Origin of the sequence: Paenibacillus sp. B2(2019) (genome assembly GCF_008370385.1) — a bacterium.
Lineage (GTDB): Bacteria > Bacillota > Bacilli > Paenibacillales > Paenibacillaceae > Paenibacillus_AQ.
Window position 1 is genome coordinate 227521 of the sequence record NZ_VTZR01000019.1, and the last position, 19998, is coordinate 247518.

Here is a 19998-nt window from a genome sequence, read left to right on the forward strand (position 1 = left end):
CCACAGGTTAGCCCTCTAGGCTTTCTAATTGAACGATTTCGCCTTTGTTAAGCACTTCTGACAGATTAAGCATAATCAGCAAGCGCTCTTCACCTATCTTGGCCACCCCATCTAAATACTTCGCTTTGATGCCGCCAACAACATCTGGAGGTGTATCGATAGAATCCCTGTTCAAATCTATTACATCATTTGCTGAATCTACAATGAAACCTACTTCCATTTCATTAACAGATACGATAATTACACGTGACTGATCTGTTTGCTCCGCCTCTTCGATCCCAAAGCGGCCTCGAAGGTCAATCACAGGGATAACAACACCACGTAAATTAATTACACCCTTGATAAACGAATACGTTTTAGGCACACGAGTTATTGGCATCATGCGCTCAATGGTTTGTACCTTCTCAACTTCGATACCGTATTCCTCTGAACCTAATTTGAACACTATCACTTTAATATCTTCAGCCATGGAACGAACCTCCCTGTTCTATCCTAGTTATTTAATAAAAGCGTTCGGATCAATAATAAGTGCGACTTGGCCATCTCCAAGTATCGTTGCGCCAGATATCCCTTGAATTTCAGGTAAATATTTACCCAGATTCTTGATAACGATCTCGTTCTGACCAATAAAATCCTGTACAGCTAAGGCTACAAGACGTTCTCCCTTACGTACAACTACGATCTCTGTCTCTTCTTCAGTACTCTCATCATAATCAGGTACCGAAAATAGACGACTTAGAGAAACTAGTGGAATATGAGAATTCCTGAACTCTATCATTTTGTTGCCATGAATCGTACGGATTTGAGTGTTCTGCACGATTCCAGTTTCCACAATAGAGGATAATGGAATGGCATACTTCTCAGAACCCAATCGAATAAGCATGGCTGCAATAATAGATAGAGTAAGTGGCAACTGAACTGAAAAATTCGTACCTTTGCCTGGTGAAGAATAGATCGTTACATTACCACCCAGGGAAGAAATCTTAGATTTTACTACATCCAGTCCTACGCCACGACCTGAGACATCAGAAATAACTTCTGCCGTGCTGAAACCTGGTGCAAATAGTAATTGATAAGCTTCATCATCCGTCATATTCTTCGCTTGCTCTTGCGTGATCACGCCTTTTTTCACAGCAGATTTCAAAACCTTCTCTGGATAAATGCCTGTTCCATCTTCCTCAATTTCAATGAAGACATGATTTCCGCTGTGGAAAGCACGTAGATGAACTGTCCCAGTCTCTGGTTTACCAGCAGCAATACGGTCAGCAATGGATTCAATTCCGTGATCAACCGCATTACGCAATAAATGTACAAGTGGATCACCAATTTCATCAATTACCGTCCGGTCAAGCTCTGTTTCGGCACCCGTTACAATTAGATCTACTTTCTTGTCCAGCGACTTAGCTAGATCACGAAGCATACGTGGGAACCGGTTAAATACGGTATCTACTGGAACCATACGAAGCTTCATCACAATATTCTGGAGATCTCCGCTTACTCTGCCCATATGCTCGACAGTTTCCGTAAGATCACCATTCTGAACCTCAGAAGCCAGCTGTTCTAAACGAACTCTGTCAATCAGAAGTTCACTAAATAGATTCATGAGCACATCTAAGCGTTCGATATCTACACGAATCGTACGTGAAGGCGCCCCTCCTGTTTTAGTTGCTCCCGGCTTATTAGCTTCATCTTTGGTAGGCAATGGTTTAGATGCTACTGAAGCAGCTGGAGCTGTTTCCTCTATAGTGGCTGTTGCGGCAACCTCTGACACGGCAGCTGCCGTTTCTTGACCAAGCATTTTCAAGGATTCTTGATCTAGTGCTACTGCTGTTACTTTATCAATCTCAGACAAATTCATAATCATTGCCTGAATCTGATCAGCGTTTTTTTGGGTTATGTAATAGAGTGAGAAGCTTTGGTCAAATTTCTCTTGTTCTATATCTTGAACGGATGGGAAGGATTTAACTACTTCCCCCGAACGTTCGAGCAGATCAAACACCATGTATGCACGTACAGCCTTAAGTTGACAATCCTTACGGATCGTTACGTCCACATACAATGCATGATGCCCTTCCTGAATCGATTGTTCTAGAACAGAAAATTGGAACTCATCTAAATGAATCGGAGTTTCAGCTGCTTGTGAAGCAGGCATATTAGCAGCAGATGCTGTACCGCCTTCAACAGGAATCTCACCCCGTACGATAGCCTGTAGGGATGAGACAATGGCTGATACATCTGCTTTACCTTCGCCACCGCTAGTAATATCCTCAACCATAGACTCTAAGGCATCCAAACTTTTGAATAACGTATCAAAAATGAAATCCTGCATGCGCAGCTTGTTATTACGTACAAGATCTAACACATTCTCCATTTGGTGTGTAAGTGAAGCCAAATCTTCAAAGCCCATAGTCGCTGCCATACCTTTTAAAGTGTGCGCAGAGCGGAATATAACCTGTACGATACTAAGATCCTCAGGATTCGCTTCCAGTCCCATCATGCTCTCGTTCAATGACTGCAGATGATCATTCGACTCATCAATAAACATGGATAAATATTGGTTCATGTCCATAGTAGAGCACCTCCCCTTCGAGTTCGCTTTTCCGTTATTTAACGGCTTGCACTAGCCTTGGAGCAATTTCTTGCAAAGGCAGTACATATTTGACGCACTGCAATTCCACCGCAGATCGCGGCATCCCGTAAACGACACAGGTCTCTTCACTTTCAGCAAATGTTGAGGTAACCCCTGAGTCATAGAGAGATTTCATCATCCTAGCACCATCACTACCCATCCCTGTCATCAACAACACGTGCCGATCTAGAGATGTGAGTGGAAGCAATGATTCGAATAAAACATCCACTGAAGGTCGGTGGCCATTTCGCGCCTCCTCCTTCGTGAGTACAACTGCATATTGCCCTTTAGATGTTGGGGTAACTTGTAAATGATAGCCTCCAGGCGCAATGTAGGCTGCTCCTTTTCGTAATATCATCCCCTGCTCTGCTTCTAACACTTCTAGCGGACTGAATGTATTCAGACGCTGGGCTAGTGATTTCGTAAAGTTAGGTGGCATATGCTGCACAATGACAATAGGAGCTGGAAAATCCGCTGGAATTTTCTCCAGGAGTACCTTCAGTGCACGAGGTCCGCCTGTAGAACAACCGACAGCAACTAATTTGTGCAAATTCTTGCTACCAACCATTCGATCCGGAGAAAGTGCCGGAGGCTCAGAAGATACCTCCACTAAAGACCCTATCACCGGTTTGGGTGGAATTGGTTTATTCTCTACTTCAGTCTTTGGTTTAGACTTTTCGATTAACGGTGTTTTAGCAGAGATGATTGGTTTGGTTGCTTTTTTAGGGATAATACTATCTACTAGCTGTTTCCCCCGAGGTTTTCTCATTCCTTCATCTTTGAGAGAAGATTTAAGTGCTGCCTTGGATTTGTCCGGTAACAATCTCGGTGCAGTCGGCAGTAATGGCTCTAAAGGCGTGATGTCAGGCATCCTAAAAGCAGATGCTCGCGCTTCACGTTGCTCTCGAGCCAACATAGCTTCTTTCATTTGCTCTCTTAGGGATTCCCCTACGCCCGTTATATCCTGGGAATTTGATATTGAAGGTTTACGAATGAAATCAAAAGCGCCCCATTCCAGAGCGAGAATGGTTTCCTTCATGCCCTCTTCATTGATGCCTGACAGCATAATCACTGGCAGCGGATCTGACGCCATTATTATTTTCAGCGCTTCCAGGCCGTTCATCTCCGGCATTTCCACATCCATAGTAACTAGATCCGGCCGAAGTTTATTTATTTTCTCGATAGCCTCGCGACCATTTGTGGCTGTTGCCGTCACCTGAAAGTCAGCGTCATTTTCAATTAAATCGGAAATGATCTTGCGCATAAATGCAGAATCATCAACAACCAAAACTTTATATGGCTTCATATCATTTCCACCTCTGTTCCAGATTCAGAACAATTATTTACTTCGCTTTAACCATTTATGGATAAAGCCTTTAATACCTTGAACTTTTGTTTCTTTTTTACCATCTATGGTCAAATAACTTAGGGCTAGCCGATGTATATCTTTTGCAGCAACACTGTTTGGAAAAGCCAATGAAAATGGCGTCTGCCTTTTGACAGCCTGCACTACATGGGCATCTGAGCTTATATGACCAAGATAGGAAACATCTAATTGCAAAAAACGACTGGCCGCCATACGGATCTTATCACTTGTCACTGATGCTTCTCTCTCATCACCCGCTTGATTCACAATCAGTTTAAAAGAAATCTCCGGATACGTCCGATTCACAACCTTCATTAATGCGTAAGCGTCTGTTATAGCAGTTGGCTCTGGTGTTGTAACTACTAGGCAATCGTCTGCAGAGGTTATAAACTTCATCGTTTCCTTAGATAATCCAGCACCTGTATCGAACAAAATATAATCCATGCTGTCCGCAATAAGGGCTATCTGGGCTGTGAAATAATTAAGATCCGATTCCGAAAGAGAAAATAACTCATCCATGCCCGATCCACCAGCTATAAAAGGAAGCCCGTTCGGTCCTAACTGAATAATCTGCTCAATATCCGCTTCTCTTTTTAACAGATGATATAGGTTATACTTCGCCGACACGCCCATTAACACGTCTATGTTAGCCATACCAATATCTGCATCGAACAGCAATACTCTCTTTCCCATTGCTTTTAAAGTTAAAGCGAAATTAAGTGTAAAATTCGATTTCCCTACGCCACCTTTACCACTACAAACAGTAATGATACGGGCGGATGTTTCCCCTTTTTCAGCTAGTTTAGGCTCCTGACTGGATACAAGCTGTCTCAAGGATTGTGCCTGATCCATCATGATTCACCTGTTCCAAGAAGCATCTCACTAAGTTGTTCTTTGGAAGCCATCAATAAATCGTCAGGTACATTTTGACCATTGGTCATATAAGATAATGTGAGAGGGAAATCATTCAGGACATTAAAGAGTGGTCCATAACTTCCCGTCTCATCTAGCTTGGTAAAAATAACTTTATCCAGCTTGTACCTGCCGAAATGCTCTGCAATCAATTTCATATCACGGCTTTTCGAAGTTAAGCTGAGTACAAGATAGGTCTCACTTCTTAATTCCTTCGCTAGCAAGCTTTGCAGTTCTGCTACAAGTATATCATTACGATAATTCCGTCCAGCTGTATCCATAATTACAAGATCACAACTCTCCAATCGAAAGAGTGCTCTTTGTAAATCTCCGGGAGATTGTACAACCTCTAGCGGAACATTCAGGATAGCTGCGTATGTACGCAACTGCTCCACAGCTGAAATTCGATACGTATCAGAGGTGATAAAACCAACCTTGCGTCCGTTTTTGAATAGCTGTTCAGCCGCAAGCTTGGCTATGGTAGTAGTTTTTCCTACTCCTGTGGGCCCTGCAATATATACGATTTGGGTATCAGGTGCAATTCCATCAGCGATTCGCCCTGACAGGAATCCATCGAGCTGTTCTTTTAAGGACTCCTGAAATTTCTCAGGTCCCCAAGTACGCCCTTCATCCGCCCAACGTTCGGAGATATTACTGATCCACTCCTCAACAAGTACAGTATCCATCTCCTGCTCAATCAAAAGATCTCTAAGCTGCTGGAGACTATCCGGTAATTCTCTTGCCCCTGAAGACTGCCTCGCGATTCGTTCCATCCAAAGCTTCATATCTCTAATTTCACGAAGAACATCATTCTCCAGCGCCGAGGCAACCTCTGGCGTTTGATCTAACCCTAAAGATTCATATAAGGCTGATACAGAGGTAGTTTCATCTGGATTGGATTCAAGAGATTTCTGATCAGGCTCTGGATGTTTGGTTATCGATTCTTTTACATCAATAGCTTCCGACAAGGCAGCGGCGATTTCCGCAAAGGACCGAGGCTCTTCCGGCTTTTCCAACGTTACAGTAGAAGCAGATGATGAAGATGAAGCTTTTTGGTAAGCTTGCGGGACAGCGCTGCGCGGAATGTTCATCGCAGGCTTCACAGGCTTTTCAGGAGCACTCTCCTTTTGAGCTTTTTCAACAGCCGCTACTACCTCTATTTTTTTCTTTTTAAACAATCCTAAAAATCCGCCAATCTTAATTTCTTTAGTACTTAAAATTACAGCCTCGCTTCCAAGCTCACTACGAATGGAATGCATGGCGTCAGGCATCGTATCGACCACATAACGCTTCACTCTCATAAATTCACCACTCCGACGCTTTGTATTTCAATGTTAGGCTCTAGTTCGCTATAAGACAGTACAGGAATATCCTGCATTGTCCGTTCAATCACCTGCCGCAAATACATACGAATGGTTGGTGATGTGAGTACAATGGGCTGTTGTCCTGACTGCAGCAGTCGATTGATCTGTTCACTTAACCGCTGATAGATCGTTTGAGTCGATGCTGGATCCAATGCCAAATAACTGCCCTGTTCAGATTGCTGCACACTCTCAGAAATTTTCTTCTCTAGGTTAGGTCCTACCGTAATAACTTTCAGAGTCTCTCCAACTTGCGAGAATTGCTGAGTAATCTGTCTGGACAAGGATTGACGAACATATTCGGTAAGAATATCAGGATCCTTGGTGTACGTCCCGTAATCCGCCAACGTCTCAAAAATAGTAACCAAATCCCTGATCGATATTTTCTCGCGCAGCAACTTGGCAAGTACCTTTTGCACATCCCCAATCGCTAATACCGAAGGAATAAGATCATCAACAAGCACTGGATAATTGTCTCTTAGGTTATCCACCAACATCTTAGTTTCTTGTCGTCCTAACAACTCATGTCCATAACGCTTAATCAGCTCCGTCAAATGAGTTGCAACAACGGATGGTGGATCTACCACGGTATAACCTGACAATTCAGCCCGCTCTTTAACCGTTTCGTCAATCCACAACGCTGGAAGTCCAAAAGATGGTTCAATGGTCTCAATACCGTTTATAGATTCATCATCATAGCCTGGACTCATGGCTAAGTAGTGATTAAGTAATAATTCACCGCCGCCGACAGTATTTCCTTTAATTTTTATGACATATTCATTCGGTTTTAGTTGAATATTGTCGCGAATGCGAATAACAGGCACTACAAGACCCATTTCAAGTGCACATTGCCGTCGAATCATGATGATACGATCTAGTAAATCTCCACCCTGACCTGTATCTGCCAAAGGTATAAGACCGTAGCCGAACTCGAATTCAATAGGATCTACAGAGAGTAAATTAATTACACTTTCCGGACTTCGTACCTCTTCAATCTGTTTCTCTTCAACAAGCTGCTCTTCGGCAATCTGTTTTCGATTTAAATTTTGTCCCATACTATAGGCTGCAAAAGCCAGCAAACCAGCTAGCGGGAGCGTAGTAATCATATGTATAGGTGTAAAGAGACCTAGAAAAGCAACAGTAACTGCAACAATATATAATAACTTTGGATAGGAGAGTAACTGACCTGTTAATTCTTCTGCCAGATTACCTTCCGATGAAGCTCTAGTAACGATAAGACCTGCTGCAGTCGAAATGAGCAAAGCAGGAATCTGGCTGACTAGACCATCCCCGATCGTCAATACGGAATAAGTAGATAACGCAGTGGAGAAATCCATTCCATGCACAACCATACCGATAATAAATCCACCAATAAGATTGATTAACAGGATAATGATACTCGCAATCGCGTCTCCTTTAACGAATTTACTCGCACCATCCATGGCTCCGAAAAAATCCGCTTCCCGTTCAACATTGCGGCGACGCTCACGTGCCTGTGTTTCATTAATCATGCCTGCGTTAAGATCGGCATCAATACTCATCTGCTTGCCGGGCATCGCATCCAAGGTAAATCTCGCCCCTACCTCAGCTACACGCTCTGAACCTTTAGTAATAACAATAAACTGAACTACTACCAAAATCAGAAACACGATAAATCCAACGGCAATTTGTCCACCGGCGATCCAGCTTCCGAAAGTAGATACCACGGAACCGGCATCTGCGTAAGTCAGGATCAATTTCGTTGTCGAAATGTTTAGTGACAGACGAAACAATGTCGTAACAAGCAATAATGAAGGAAAAATTGAAAATTCGAGCGCATTCTTCGTGTTCATAGCAACTAATATGATAATTAATGCTATAGAAATATTAATAACTAGCAAAACGTCCAAAAGCCAGGACGGGATAGGCAGAATCATCATAAGCACAATACCGATGATGCCTAGCAAAACTGTTAAATCTTTAGCTTTCAATGTCCTAACCCCCCGCCTTATTTCCTCTTACCTTTAAGTTTATATACATATGCCAGCACTTCAGCTACAGCCTGAAACAGATCATTTGGAACGACATCTCCAATTTCTGCTCTTTGGAATAATGCCCGTGCCAGCGGTTTGTTTTCCATAGTCACGACGCCATGTTCTTTAGCCAGCTCCCGTATACGAAGTGCTACATAATCCTGCCCTTTTGCAATAATCTGTGGCGCCTCCATTTTGGAACCATCATATTTTAGCGCAACAGCAAAGTGAGTTGGATTTGTAATAATTACATCCGCGTTAGGAACTTCCTGCATCATACGCTGCATGGCCATTCTGCGTTGGCGTTCCCTGATCTTACCTTTAATTAGAGGGTCACCCTCCATTTTTTTGTATTCATCCTTGATATCCTGCTTAGACATTTTCAGGCTTTTTTCGTGCTCGTACTTCTGATACATAAAATCTAGAAAAGCCATAATTAGCAGGGCAACCCCGATTTTCAAACCAAGACTCATCGTCAGCTTGGCCGCAAACTTAAAAATTCCCTCCGCACTGATATGCGACAGGGATGCAAAGTTCTTCTTTTCTCCCCATAATGTGCTATATACCAGATAAGAAATAATTAGAAGCTTAAATATTGATTTCAGGAATTCTACAAACGAACGCATAGAGAAAATATTTTTGAATCCTTTTATCGGATTAATCTTACTGAATTTAGGAGTAATCCCCTCTCCTGTAGCCATAAAGCCCACCTGCGCCAAGTTGGAAACAAGTGCCATAACAAACGTAATTCCAAGTAATGGAGCTAGCAAAATCAAGATTTGCAAGCCATACTGATTAAATAGCAGCGTTATATTCTCAGGCGTAACGTCCAGCATCATTCGATTCTGAAATACGTCCGTGTATAGCTTCATAAAACGCTCTTTCATAAAACCACCAAACATCATCAAGCTAACTACCGCAGCTAGCAATACAACCGCACCAGACAGCTCAGCACTTTTGGCTACTTGGCCTTTTTTACGAGCATCCTGCCGTTTCTTCGGGGTTGCTTTTTCCGTCTTTTCACCGGCGAAGAGTTGAAGATCTAGTCTATAACGCTTCGTCTTAGGCATAATACTCTCCCCTTACGGTCACCTACGGCTTCTTCCCCATGAGACCCAGTAAATTCTCCATGGATTCGAACATGATTTCGAAGAGATTCTGAAACAACACAGCCAGACCTGGCATCAGCACTAAAAGAAGTGCAATACCTATGATGATTTTTAGAGGAACCCCTATAACGAATACATTATATTGCGGAGCCGTTCTCGCTAAAAAAGCAAGACCAACATCGGTCAGAAACAGTGCAGTTACTAATGGAGCCGACATTTGAAAAGCTAATACAAACGACTGCGCAAATGTTCGGACCAGAAACTCTGACAAACTACCATCAACCATGCGTAGAAATAAATCATTATTCATAGGAATCCATTTATAGCTGTACACAATGGCATCTAGTAAATGGTGATGTCCATTCATACTCAAAAACATTAGCAGGGCTATCATATATTTGAAATTACCGAGAATAGGTGCTGACGTTCCTGTCATAGGATCAATCACGTTGGCAATACCGAAGCCAATCTGAATATCAATGAAAGAACCTGCTGTCTGAATCGCCATAAACATCAAATATCCAATAAAACCTAGCAATAAACCTATTAATACTTCTCTCATAATCAGCAAAATATAACTAAAATCCTGCGGAATCGTAATTCCTGTTCCATTAGCACTAAAGACTACCAATGCTACAAAAAAAGATATGCCAATCTTAAAAGTTGTCGGTACCCCTTGAGAAGAAAATACAGGAACGACAACAAAAAAGGCTGTAATTCGACAAAAAATAAGCAAAAAGACGGGTAAACTTTGCAATAAGGTATCCATGTTCATTGGTTAACCAATATACATATAGAGATTGCCTAGAATTTGGCTAGTAAAGTCAATTAGCTTCGTGATGATCCACGGTCCAAATAGCAATAAAGCCAGCAGTACTGCGACGATTTTTGGAACAAACGCTAGCGTCTGTTCCTGAATCTGTGTCGTAGCTTGAAAGATACTGATTATTAGCCCTACCACCAGACCAAGAATCAGCATGGGAGCGCTGACTTCCAGCACTAAATATACGGCTTGGCTTGCTAGACCGATAATAAACTCCGTACTCAATCCTCATGCCTCCTCTTAAGGTCAGGTGTTAAAACTAAGAAGTAGTGATTTAATGACTAAGTACCAGCCGTCTACCAGTACAAAGAGCATAATTTTAAAAGGTAATGAAATCATGACCGGGGGAAGCATCATCATCCCCATGGCCATCAGCGTACTCGCCACAACAATATCAATAATCAGAAATGGAATGAAAATTAAGAAGCCCATTGTAAAAGCTTTTTTCAATTCTCCAATTGCGAAAGCTGGCACCATCACCGTCAGTGGAATATCACTGTATGTAGCCGGTTTAGCTGATCCCGTATAACCGGTATATTTCATAAATAACAAAAGGTCTTTGGAATTGGTCTGTTTAAACATAAACTCTTTCATCGGATCAGCAGCTTTATCAAAAGCCTCAGTCTGGGTAATCGTCCCCTTCATATACGGCTGTAATGCCGTTTCATTCACTTGCGCCAAAGTTGGCGACATAATGAACAGGGTCAGAAACAGAGCAAGCCCTACCAGCACCTGATTCGGAGGCATGGCCTGAGTACCAAGTGAGGTTCTAACAAAACCGAGCACGATTACAATTCTAGTAAAACTGGTCATAAGAACTAGAAACGCCGGAGCAATACTCAGAACCGTAACGAGAAGAAGAATTGATATGGAACTGGTACCACCGCTTGAACCGTCTTCATTACCGACCTGAATATTAACATTAGGTATAGGATCAGCATGTATCGGCCGCATCATAACTATACTAATGAACCCGAACAGCAGAATAGCAAGAATTAGCTTCTTTTTCATAAATTCCTCGACTCATCCTTAGTAGCATCATCCCGGAACAGCTCTTCCATTTTCTCTTTACGCTCTGGTGCAGAACGAAGCTTGGATTGCAGTGTCTCGTAAAAAGATGATGTTTCACTAAGCTCGATTTCTTCTGATGGAACCTCCCCACGCAGCTTAACCTTAACCTTGGCAATAAGCGGTGCGAGAAAATTATTCTGGTTGGAGGACTGATCCTCAAATGCTGCAATGATCAAAGCCACCTCATCCGGATCAGTGACTTTATCCAAGATGGATATATTCTCACCAATCCCGATTAAGTAAAGGCTGCTTCCCAGTTCAATAACCTGCATCGACTTGTTAGGTCCCAGCCCCACAGCACCAAGCGTTCGAATGGATCGCCCGCTCATAAAGGTCTGATTACGACGTCCAAGAAAACGGATCAGCAGCACAATAAGTACAATGATTACCGCAAGGACAATAATAACGTTAAGCAAATTCAGCAGGGTGTTATTGCTCCCGAGCGGTTCTGAATTGACGGGCATGTCTTTTTCCTACACACCCAACGTTTTGTTGATAGCTTCGATAACTCGGTCAGCTTGGAAAGGCTTCACAATAAAGTCTTTTGCTCCCGCTTGAATAGCATCGATAACCATAGCCTGCTGGCCCATGGCTGAACACATGATGACCTTAGCAGCCGGATCTACCTTCTTGATTTCTTTCAGGGCGGCGATTCCGTCCATCTCAGGCATAGTTATATCCATCGTGATAAGGTCTGGACGCAGTTCTTTAAATTTCTCTATAGCTTGAGAACCGTCCTGAGCTTCGCCCACTACTTCAAATCCGTTTTTCGACAAAATGTCACGGATCATCATTCTCATAAATGCTGCATCGTCCACGATTAGAATTCGGTTAGCCATTTTTACAAAATCCTCCCTAAGTATGCTTATTGTAATTTCTGAATTCGGTCCCACTGGCTGACGATATCCGTAACGCGTACGCCGAAGTTTTCGTCGATAACTACGACTTCACCTTTGGCAATAAGCTTGTTGTTAACCAAAATATCTACAGGCTCACCGGCGAGCTTGTCCAGCTCAATGATCGAGCCTTGAGACATTTCTAAAATATCTTTAATCTGCTTCTGGGTCCTTCCTAATTCTACGGTTACTCTAAGCGGTATGTCCATCAATAAATTTAAATTGTTTTCATCAATATGACCAAATGCTCCACCGTTAAGGTTAGCAAACTGTACAGGCTGTACATTTACATTGCGATTCGCTTCAGGACTAAGCGGTGGTGTCTGCCCATAAGGCATGCCTTGAGGCGGCATTCCGTAGGGTGGCATCCCTGGCATGCCATACGCCGGCATTCCTGCTGGAGGGTAATAATATCCGCCTTCTGGCATTCCTGGATAACCAGGCATCCCCTGCGGCGGGTATGGCGGAGGTATTTCTCCTGCGGGCTGTGAAGGCGCCTGGTGCACCGGTGGAGCTACAGGAGGCGTCTCTTGAGCTGGCTTAGCAGGAGTCTCTGTCGACGTAACTGCAGCCTCCTGCGCTGCAGGGCTAACATCACCCAGAAGCATCGTTACCATATCCTTAGCAAACTGGACAGGCAAGAGCTGCATAATAGTAGAGTCTATTAAATCTCCTATCTTAAGTCGAAACGAAATTCGAATTAAGGTTTCTTCATTGGGTAAGCTGCCTACACCTTCACCACTGGACATGTTTAAAATGTCGATACCCGGAGGCGAAATATTAACAAATCGATTGAAGATCGTAGACATTGATGTGGCAGAAGAACCCATCATTTGGTTCATAGCTTCCTGCACAGCACTAATGTGAATTTCATTCAATTCTTCATCTTTAGGTTCGCCTTCCCCACCAAGCATTAAATCTGCGATGACCTGTGCATCCCTAATCTTAATAACAAGTGAGTTAATACCCTGAAATCCATCTACATATTCCACGTGTACAGCTACATGTGGTTTAGGAAAAGCCACTTCAAACTCCCCGCGTGTAATGATGGAAACTTGAGGGGTTGTAATATCAACCTTTTTCCCCAGTAAAGTGGAAAGAGCTGTCGCTGCACTACCAAACGTTATATTACCGATTTCACCCAAAGCATCCTGTTCAAACGGTGTTAAATAGTCATTTACCGTTTTCTCTGAAGGAGCCAATGAGCCTTCCGCAGATTGTCTCAGAAGGGCGTCGATTTCTTCTTGGGATAAATAATCTTTACTCGTCAAATTCTTCAACTCCTTCACTGACAATCTCGTCTATTTGCACGGCTACCCGGTCTTTCACCATTCCAGGACTTCCGATGAACTTAAGCTTCTCCCCTACCTTAATCGAGAGTCCAGTATCTACATTCCTGTTTAGTGAGATCACGTCACCGACGCTAAGCCCAAGAAACTCAGATATAGATAAGCTCGATTCTCCAAGTTCAGCGACAATCGGCAGTTTCGCCTTATGAACTCTAGCTTTAATAGCTTCAAGTTCATCTGCATCCCGCGTCTTCTTCTCTGTTACAAACCATTGGTGAACAGATAGTCTAGACATTATTGGTTCCAGAACGACGTGCGGTATGCACAGATTGATCATACCTGTTGTATCTCCAATTTTGGTGCTTAACGAGATCAATGCAATGGTCTCATTTGGCGATACAATTTGCATGAACTGTGGGTTCGTTTCGAGCGCTTCCATGCGCGGATGGATATCCAGCACAGTCTTCCAAGCCTCCTGCAAACTCTCAAAACATCTGCTGAAGATACGCTCCATAATCGTTGTTTCGATTTCAGTTAAAGCATTAATCTTAGATGGCGCAGTCCCAAAACCGCCCAGCAATCTGTCCAGCATAGCGAAAGCGATGTTTGGATGAACTTCCATTACCATTCGACCTTCTAAAGGTTCGGCTTCAAAAATGTTCAGTATTGTCATTTTCGGAATGGAACGAATGAATTCATCATAAGGGAGCTGCTCTACTTGAACGACATTAATCTGCACAAAGGTGCGTAATTGGGCTGAAAAGTACGTTGTAAGATAGCGTGCGAAATTGTCATGAATCCTTGTAAGACTACGAATATGATCTTTAGAAAATCGAACAGCCCGTTTAAAGTCATAAGATCGGATCTTCTTCTGAGTTTCTTCCTTTTTAAGTTCATCGGCATCCATCTCACCTGAAGAAAGTGCAGCAAGTAGAGCATCTATTTCGTTTTGTGATAGTACATCAACCAATTCAATCACCCCCCTATCAAAGAATTATCATGCCTGAAGCTACATAGAAGCCAAAAGGTATTTGGTGACTTCGATCTGAGTGATTTTGCCTTCGGTCAATGTCTTATTGATCAGATTAACAAGCTTGCTGCTAAGCTGGTCTTTGCCATTTGCTCCATTAAGCTCCTCAGGTTTGGTATCTGCAAGCGTTTTGATAATAATCGGTTTGATTTTGATCTCTTTTATTTTTTCGAATGCTTCCTTTGATTTCGCAGAATTCAGTTGAAAGGCGAAATCTATTTGAACGATATAATCGGGATCAGCAAGATTTGTTTTGATATCTTTGATCTCTGCCGTTAATTCGACGATTTCATCTGCAGTTAAATACTTGGTTTCCACACTTTGAACCGCAGCATTTACATCATTCGAATCTTTCGGAAAGATCTTGTCCATTAATAAAAATGCGGCGATCACGATAAGTGTAATCGCAAGTAAAATCGTAAGTAACCATGGCAGCATCTTCTTCATGTTAGCTCCTCCATTGACTGGACTTTAATGGTGGCAGCATATGTGCCTATGTCCCTGTTATAATCCCGGATCTTCGTAATAACTTCATCAGCTTTTTCAAGCACGATCAGTCTTTTTCCGGTTACTAGCGTAATATATGTATCCGGGCTTTCTTCTACCATTTCTACCAGTAGGGCATTGATCCACATCGGTGTTCCATTTAATCTCGTTACCGATATCATAACAGGCCTCCTAACAAAAATAGGGGGAGGGGTACCTCCCCCACGACTCCGCGTTAATCTTTAAAAAAGATATTAAATTATTGATAAAATTAACGCTTCAGGTTAACTACTTCCTGCAGCACTTCATCAGAAGTCGTAATGATACGAGAGTTCGCCTGGAATCCACGTTGCGATACAATCATTTCTGTAAATTCATTCGTAAGATCCACATTGGACATTTCGAGTTGACCAGAAATGATAGCGCCAGTGCCATCTTCTGTATTATTCGCTGTAGTCGGAACAAGTTCGCCTTCTGCATTCGCATTAAGTGTCATACGGTACAGATTACCACCAATTTTCTCTAAACCAGATGGATTAGTAACCTTGGCTACACCAATCTTCACTCCGCCTTGAGTCGTTCCATCTGACATGGTTTGAACAATCGTTCCATCATTGGAAATGGAGAATGCTGTTACATCATCACCCAGTTGAATGGGTCCACCATCGGAATCTAGCACATGAAGTCCGTCAGAAGTTACAAGATTACGTGCAGCATCTACATGAAAATCTCCTGCACGAGTCAAGAAGGGTGTTTCTTGATCTTCTGATAGCTTTACTAGGAAAAAACCATCTCCGTCAATGCGCAAATCTGTCGGGTTATTAGTAGTTTGAGCACTACCAGGTAAATGGAGGGTATCAATAGAAGCGATACTTACACCCAGTCCTACTTGTTTAGCATTCATACCACCTGCACCATCATCACTAGGAGCTGTTACACCAGAAACGGTTTGACTCATAATGTCCTTGAACATAACCCGTCCTGATTTAAAACCAATTGTATTGACATTGGCAATGTTATTACCGATTACATCAAGCTTAGTCTGAAAGCCTCTCATCCCCGAAACCCCTGAATACATAGATCTTAACATTTGTGTTGTCCTCCCAGATTATAGAGTCCTAATAACTTACTAAGTGAATGGGACCGCGTCAGTCGGTCAGCGGCCGCCTCGGCTTTCCGTTAGGACCAGCCGGTTATGAAATCACAATTGCACTATCAATTTGCGTAAACACGTTATCTTTAATCGAATTTCCATCCATAGCGGTTACAACCGTACGATTCGGGACACTTACGATAAATGCCAAGTCCTTCATTAATATCAAGGATTCTTTACTGCCTTTGGCAGCAGCTTTATCCACAGCAGAAGAAATCTGATCCAGTTGTCTGCTTCCAAGTTCAATTCCTCTTTGTTCAAGACGCTTAGCAGCATGATTGCTGAATTTTAGTAGCTTCTGTTGCAGTACGCTCTCAAAGGTGGCTTCTCCAGTCACAGTCTGCTTCGGTATCGAAGATCGCTGTAACGTTGAGGAATGTAGGGACGACGCAGGATACAGTTGGCCTATGGTCAGCCTGTCACTCATATTGTCGCCTCGCTTCCTCCGTTATTCTCCGGAGTATTACTATCTGTACCAGAACCATTCTCTGTTGTTGCGGGATTCTGAATTTGTGTAATATCGGTTAAAGCAATTCTGTCTTTCCCCACAACCGCATATTGAATCCCCTTGCTGACAACGATTGATTCAACATTCCCTGTCTTAGGTAGATTTGTGGCGGTATCCGTCCATGTGATATCTTTACCAATCAAGCCGGATACTGAGCCAAGAGACTGATTCATTGATGTAAGCTGTGTAGAGATATTCATCAGCTGCTCAACAGATGTAAACTGTGCCATTTGAGCAATAAATTCTTTATCTTGCATCGGCTGCATCGGATCTTGATTCTGCAGCTGGGTGATCAATATCTTCAAAAACTGATCCTTACCCAATACGGAATTCCCTGTTGTTTTAGTAGATTCAGGAGTTGTATAATTCCACTGGTCTTTGGTAGAAACAGGAGGAGTTGTTGTTGTCGTCATAACCGTTCACCTCTCTTTCACTTTTGATAAGTTTAAGCTTTGGCAGAGAAAGAGTTCCCTTGATTATCATCTTCTTGCCCTGCGTTTGAAACCCAATCTTTCCATTCACCATTTAGCTCTGCGGCAAGAATGGCATCATTAGCTTCCTCACGACTTTCTTTGGAGCGTCTTCCCTGCTGACCACTTCCAGAACCAGGTTGGCGTCCTTCTTGACCCCATTGTGAATTGAGGGGGGTATTATTTTGTGTGACTTCCAATTTTTCTACTTGGAGGCCTTGAGACTGCAATGCCGCTCGAAGCTGGTTCATCTGCTGTTCCAACATATCCTTAGCTCCGGAATGTTCAGTCATAAACTGTGCAACCAGATGGCCGTTTTGCATAGTAATCTTAACATCTACTTGTCCGAGATTTTCTGGAAAGAGTGATATCGTAGCCTCAGCTACTCCGCCTTTTTGGACAATCTCCAATTTACCTGTGATAAAACCGGTCATTTCCTGTGCAAACTGATGAACGGGTACAGGAGCTACTGGAACCTCAGCCTTCAACGGAGCAGTAATTCCTCCCCTAAGAGCTAGTTGACCAGCAGTTACAACCTCATGATCTCCTTCTATGATAGTAGTTCCTGATGTGGAATCTTGAGCTGATTCTGCCTGCTTTGTTTCTCCAGTTGCACTGCTTTTAATCAATGGAGCGGTAAGCTCTGCTTCAGGATCTTGAACAGTTCCTGAGGTCACAGGCGAAGTTAGGACTGCTTCATTCTTAATTGCAGCTGCTTCTCCAGCACGATTACTAAGGTTTTGAATGGTTTTGTCCGTCGTATTACCTTTGCTTTCAGTCACTATAGGTTGTTGTACAGATACACCAGAATTTTCATTTATACTGGAGTTCTTTCCCTTCCCCTTAATAGTGTTAGCGGAGGACTGTTCTAGTATTGCTGTGAAATTATTTAACAAGCTTATTCCTTTACTAGCAGCTTCTTCGTTCCCACTGACAGCAGCTTCCTGAATCATAGTAACTAAACTTTGCAAATCATCTTGAACAGCAAATCGCAGTGTATCCGCATGCTTAGCTAACGGCGACAAGCTTCCTGCCGACTCCGTATCAGATGTAGCATCACCTTCAGTCGCTTGACTTCCTGATAGAAGAGCTGATACCTGAAGAAGCCAAGCTTGCAAAGCTACCAGCACAGCAGGATCGCTATTGATGCTTTCATCCAGATTTTCAACATCAGCAGTTAGCTTCTCGATAAGATCAGAATTCTGCGTATCTTGTCCCCCTTGATCTTCTCCAGTTGTCTGCACTTCCTTTAAAAGACCTTGCAATAAAGAGGCTAGATTTCCCAGAAGCGGATCAGTAGGTACCGATGTGGTGTTAGCTGTGTTTCCTCCCATAGTTTGCACTAAAGTCTGCGCGAAAGGTACAGCAGCTGTTGTGCCAGTAGAAGTCGATGAGCTACCACTTGCAGCTGTAGCATTTGCGCTCACAAGCGATTGAACCACTAAACTCATATTATTTTTCACCTCCTTTCAATATTTATTTAGCACCCATCAAACGGTTAACAATCTTCGCGGTTTGCGAACTATCATTTTTAGTCATTTCCCCCAAAATCGAAGAACGAACACTATCACTTACGGTATTCATAATCGTTACTACTTTATCAGGACTAATCTTATACATTTCTCCTAGTAGAGAAGCTGCATTGGCAGGCGTCATTGAACTAAAGGTTTGGTTCAACTTTTCCTTATCCAGATTTGTACTAGTTTTAGTCGTTTGAGTAGTGCCAGCTTCTTTTTTCAATCTAGCTTGAAGAGCAGCAATAGCCATATCACTCGAAGAGGTGGTTTCTTTCAACTTAATCGTGACATCTGCCGCTTTTTGAGGATCCATTTTTTCCAGAATCGCAGTTTTACTCGCTTTATTCATAACGCTGAATATCTGCACCATCTCTTCTGTAGTCAAGTTCTCCATAATCGGTGCAGCTTTGGAAGCTTTCATGCCCGCGTACAGCTTCGCCAGATCAGTAACCTGCTTCTGATAAGGGTCTTCTGTTTCCTCACTGTTTACTTCAGCAGCTGCAGCAGCTTCCGTCTTCATTCCCTGAATTTGCGACTCTAGCGCCTGAACCTTGGTATCCTGGGCTGTTTTTTCATCTGTGACCTTCTTCAACTCATCTGCCTGCTGGGCAAGCTGAGCTTTGAGCTCCTTAATCGTTGAGTTTGAGCTCACTTCCTGCTTTTTGCTTTCTTCCTTCGGTTTAGAAGGATCTGTTGGCGGATCAGGAACCCATTTTTCCAGAATCGGAATTTTATTCGCAACTTCAAGCACGTTATTACGAATGTCCATATTAAAAAGCGTCAACAGTACTCCAAGCAGTACTAGCGTGAAGATAATCGGTATCATTAGAAATAAGAACCGCTCAAATTTCCCCGCTGACCCTTCATTTTCAAGTTCCATGTCATTATCAATATTAGCCACTAGCGGAAACCTCCCGGGTTAGAGGGATTTCATCGCGAAGCGGACGGTTGCCATCTCATCCAGTTCGTTTTGTTCCCGTAAAATCATACTTTGCTGAAACTGTGTCTCAGCCTTATCTTTTGCCTTTAACCATACTTTTTCGTCTAATACCTTTGTGCTTAACTGATCTTGCTTCTTCAAGACTTCCTGATGTGCACTTCTAATGTCCGTATGTTTACGGGCAATGCATATATCCAGGTATTCTACATATTCTTGCATTTCACGAATCTTCGCCATAGGTGCCTTTTGTTCTGCGGCATTTTGTAAAGATAACATAATAGCGCTCCGCTGAAAGGTGAGTTCATCCAGGCTTCTTTCTTGTGCCTGCAATTCTCCAAGCGCGCTTGAGAGCATCCATTCTGCCTGTGTCTTCTCATTGCCCTTCAAGTCAACGACTTTTTGAAAAGTATAATGAAATCTCATGAT

Annotated in this window: 22 protein-coding genes; all 22 read right to left on the bottom strand. The window is 42.8% G+C overall.

Going from position 1 to position 19998, the window contains the following annotated elements; genetic code table 11:
• Positions 1-7: 7 nt before the first annotated feature.
• A complete protein-coding gene (locus PAENI_RS17325; RefSeq protein WP_076285425.1) occupies positions 8-469 on the bottom strand; it encodes a chemotaxis protein CheW in 462 nt (153 codons plus the stop codon).
• Between the two features lie 27 nt (positions 470-496).
• The gene (locus tag PAENI_RS17330) at positions 497-2569 is read right to left on the bottom strand and encodes a chemotaxis protein CheA (protein ID WP_149646134.1); all 2073 of its coding nucleotides are present in this window, start codon (positions 2567-2569) and stop codon (positions 497-499) included.
• Positions 2570-2603: 34 nt separating this feature from the next.
• A complete protein-coding gene (locus PAENI_RS17335) occupies positions 2604-3935 on the bottom strand; it encodes a protein-glutamate methylesterase/protein-glutamine glutaminase (RefSeq protein ID WP_149646135.1) in 1332 nt (443 codons plus the stop codon).
• Between the two features lie 33 nt (positions 3936-3968).
• Positions 3969-4850, bottom strand: coding sequence for a MinD/ParA family protein (locus PAENI_RS17340; RefSeq protein WP_076285422.1), 882 nt, complete (start codon positions 4848-4850; stop codon positions 3969-3971).
• Positions 4847-6208: a flagellar biosynthesis GTPase FlhF gene (gene flhF, locus PAENI_RS17345; protein WP_149646136.1), complete on the bottom strand. Its 1362-nt coding sequence runs from the start codon at positions 6206-6208 to the stop codon at positions 4847-4849. Before flhF ends, PAENI_RS17340 begins: the two co-directional genes overlap by 4 nt.
• Complete coding sequence (gene flhA, locus PAENI_RS17350; protein WP_149646137.1) at positions 6205-8238, bottom strand: flagellar biosynthesis protein FlhA; 2034 nt, start codon at positions 8236-8238, stop codon at positions 6205-6207. The genes flhF and flhA overlap by 4 nt, the downstream gene beginning before the upstream one ends.
• A 17-nt stretch (positions 8239-8255) precedes the next feature.
• Positions 8256-9350 (bottom strand): flagellar biosynthesis protein FlhB, encoded by a 1095-nt coding sequence (flhB, locus tag PAENI_RS17355; RefSeq protein ID WP_042189439.1) that lies wholly within the window; start codon positions 9348-9350, stop codon positions 8256-8258.
• A 22-nt stretch (positions 9351-9372) separates the two neighbouring features.
• The gene (gene fliR / locus PAENI_RS17360; RefSeq protein WP_042194135.1) at positions 9373-10158 is read right to left on the bottom strand and encodes a flagellar biosynthetic protein FliR; all 786 of its coding nucleotides are present in this window, start codon (positions 10156-10158) and stop codon (positions 9373-9375) included.
• 9 nt (positions 10159-10167) lie between these two features.
• Positions 10168-10437 carry a flagellar biosynthesis protein FliQ gene (gene fliQ, locus PAENI_RS17365; RefSeq protein WP_036688516.1) on the bottom strand — a complete coding sequence of 90 codons (270 nt, stop codon included), beginning with the start codon at positions 10435-10437 and terminating at the stop codon, positions 10168-10170.
• Positions 10438-10458: 21 nt separating this feature from the next.
• Positions 10459-11223 (bottom strand): flagellar type III secretion system pore protein FliP, encoded by a 765-nt coding sequence (gene fliP, locus PAENI_RS17370; protein WP_042189441.1) that lies wholly within the window; start codon positions 11221-11223, stop codon positions 10459-10461.
• The gene (locus PAENI_RS17375; RefSeq protein WP_042128914.1) at positions 11220-11747 is read right to left on the bottom strand and encodes a flagellar biosynthetic protein FliO; all 528 of its coding nucleotides are present in this window, start codon (positions 11745-11747) and stop codon (positions 11220-11222) included. Before PAENI_RS17375 ends, fliP begins: the two co-directional genes overlap by 4 nt.
• Before the next feature lie 9 nt (positions 11748-11756).
• Positions 11757-12122, bottom strand: a complete 366-nt coding sequence (locus PAENI_RS17380) for a response regulator (RefSeq protein ID WP_036688523.1) — start codon at positions 12120-12122, stop codon at positions 11757-11759.
• 26 nt (positions 12123-12148) lie between these two features.
• Entirely contained in the window at positions 12149-13450 is a 1302-nt protein-coding gene (fliY, locus tag PAENI_RS17385; protein WP_149646138.1) for a flagellar motor switch phosphatase FliY, read from the bottom strand.
• Positions 13440-14438 (bottom strand): flagellar motor switch protein FliM, encoded by a 999-nt coding sequence (gene fliM / locus PAENI_RS17390; RefSeq protein WP_076119558.1) that lies wholly within the window; start codon positions 14436-14438, stop codon positions 13440-13442. Before fliM ends, fliY begins: the two co-directional genes overlap by 11 nt.
• 39 nt (positions 14439-14477) lie before the next feature.
• A complete protein-coding gene (locus tag PAENI_RS17395) occupies positions 14478-14945 on the bottom strand; it encodes a flagellar basal body-associated FliL family protein (RefSeq protein WP_042189445.1) in 468 nt (155 codons plus the stop codon).
• The gene (locus tag PAENI_RS17400; protein ID WP_042128923.1) at positions 14942-15166 is read right to left on the bottom strand and encodes a flagellar FlbD family protein; all 225 of its coding nucleotides are present in this window, start codon (positions 15164-15166) and stop codon (positions 14942-14944) included. Before PAENI_RS17400 ends, PAENI_RS17395 begins: the two co-directional genes overlap by 4 nt.
• A gap of 89 nt (positions 15167-15255) precedes the next feature.
• Positions 15256-16074: a flagellar basal body rod protein FlgG gene (gene flgG, locus PAENI_RS17405; RefSeq protein WP_149646139.1), complete on the bottom strand. Its 819-nt coding sequence runs from the start codon at positions 16072-16074 to the stop codon at positions 15256-15258.
• Between the two features lie 103 nt (positions 16075-16177).
• Complete coding sequence (locus PAENI_RS17410) at positions 16178-16564, bottom strand: TIGR02530 family flagellar biosynthesis protein (RefSeq protein ID WP_076119556.1); 387 nt, start codon at positions 16562-16564, stop codon at positions 16178-16180.
• Positions 16561-17058, bottom strand: a complete 498-nt coding sequence (locus PAENI_RS17415; protein WP_076285418.1) for a flagellar hook capping FlgD N-terminal domain-containing protein — start codon at positions 17056-17058, stop codon at positions 16561-16563. Before PAENI_RS17415 ends, PAENI_RS17410 begins: the two co-directional genes overlap by 4 nt.
• 32 nt (positions 17059-17090) lie before the next feature.
• On the bottom strand, positions 17091-18566 hold the full coding sequence (locus tag PAENI_RS17420) for a flagellar hook-length control protein FliK (protein ID WP_149646140.1): 1476 nt from the start codon (positions 18564-18566) through the stop codon (positions 17091-17093).
• 25 nt (positions 18567-18591) lie between these two features.
• Positions 18592-19533, bottom strand: coding sequence for a MotE family protein (locus tag PAENI_RS17425; protein ID WP_316502826.1), 942 nt, complete (start codon positions 19531-19533; stop codon positions 18592-18594).
• Positions 19534-19551: 18 nt separating this feature from the next.
• Positions 19552-19995 carry a flagellar export protein FliJ gene (fliJ, locus tag PAENI_RS17430; RefSeq protein WP_076285416.1) on the bottom strand — a complete coding sequence of 148 codons (444 nt, stop codon included), beginning with the start codon at positions 19993-19995 and terminating at the stop codon, positions 19552-19554.
• Positions 19996-19998: the final 3 nt, after the last annotated feature.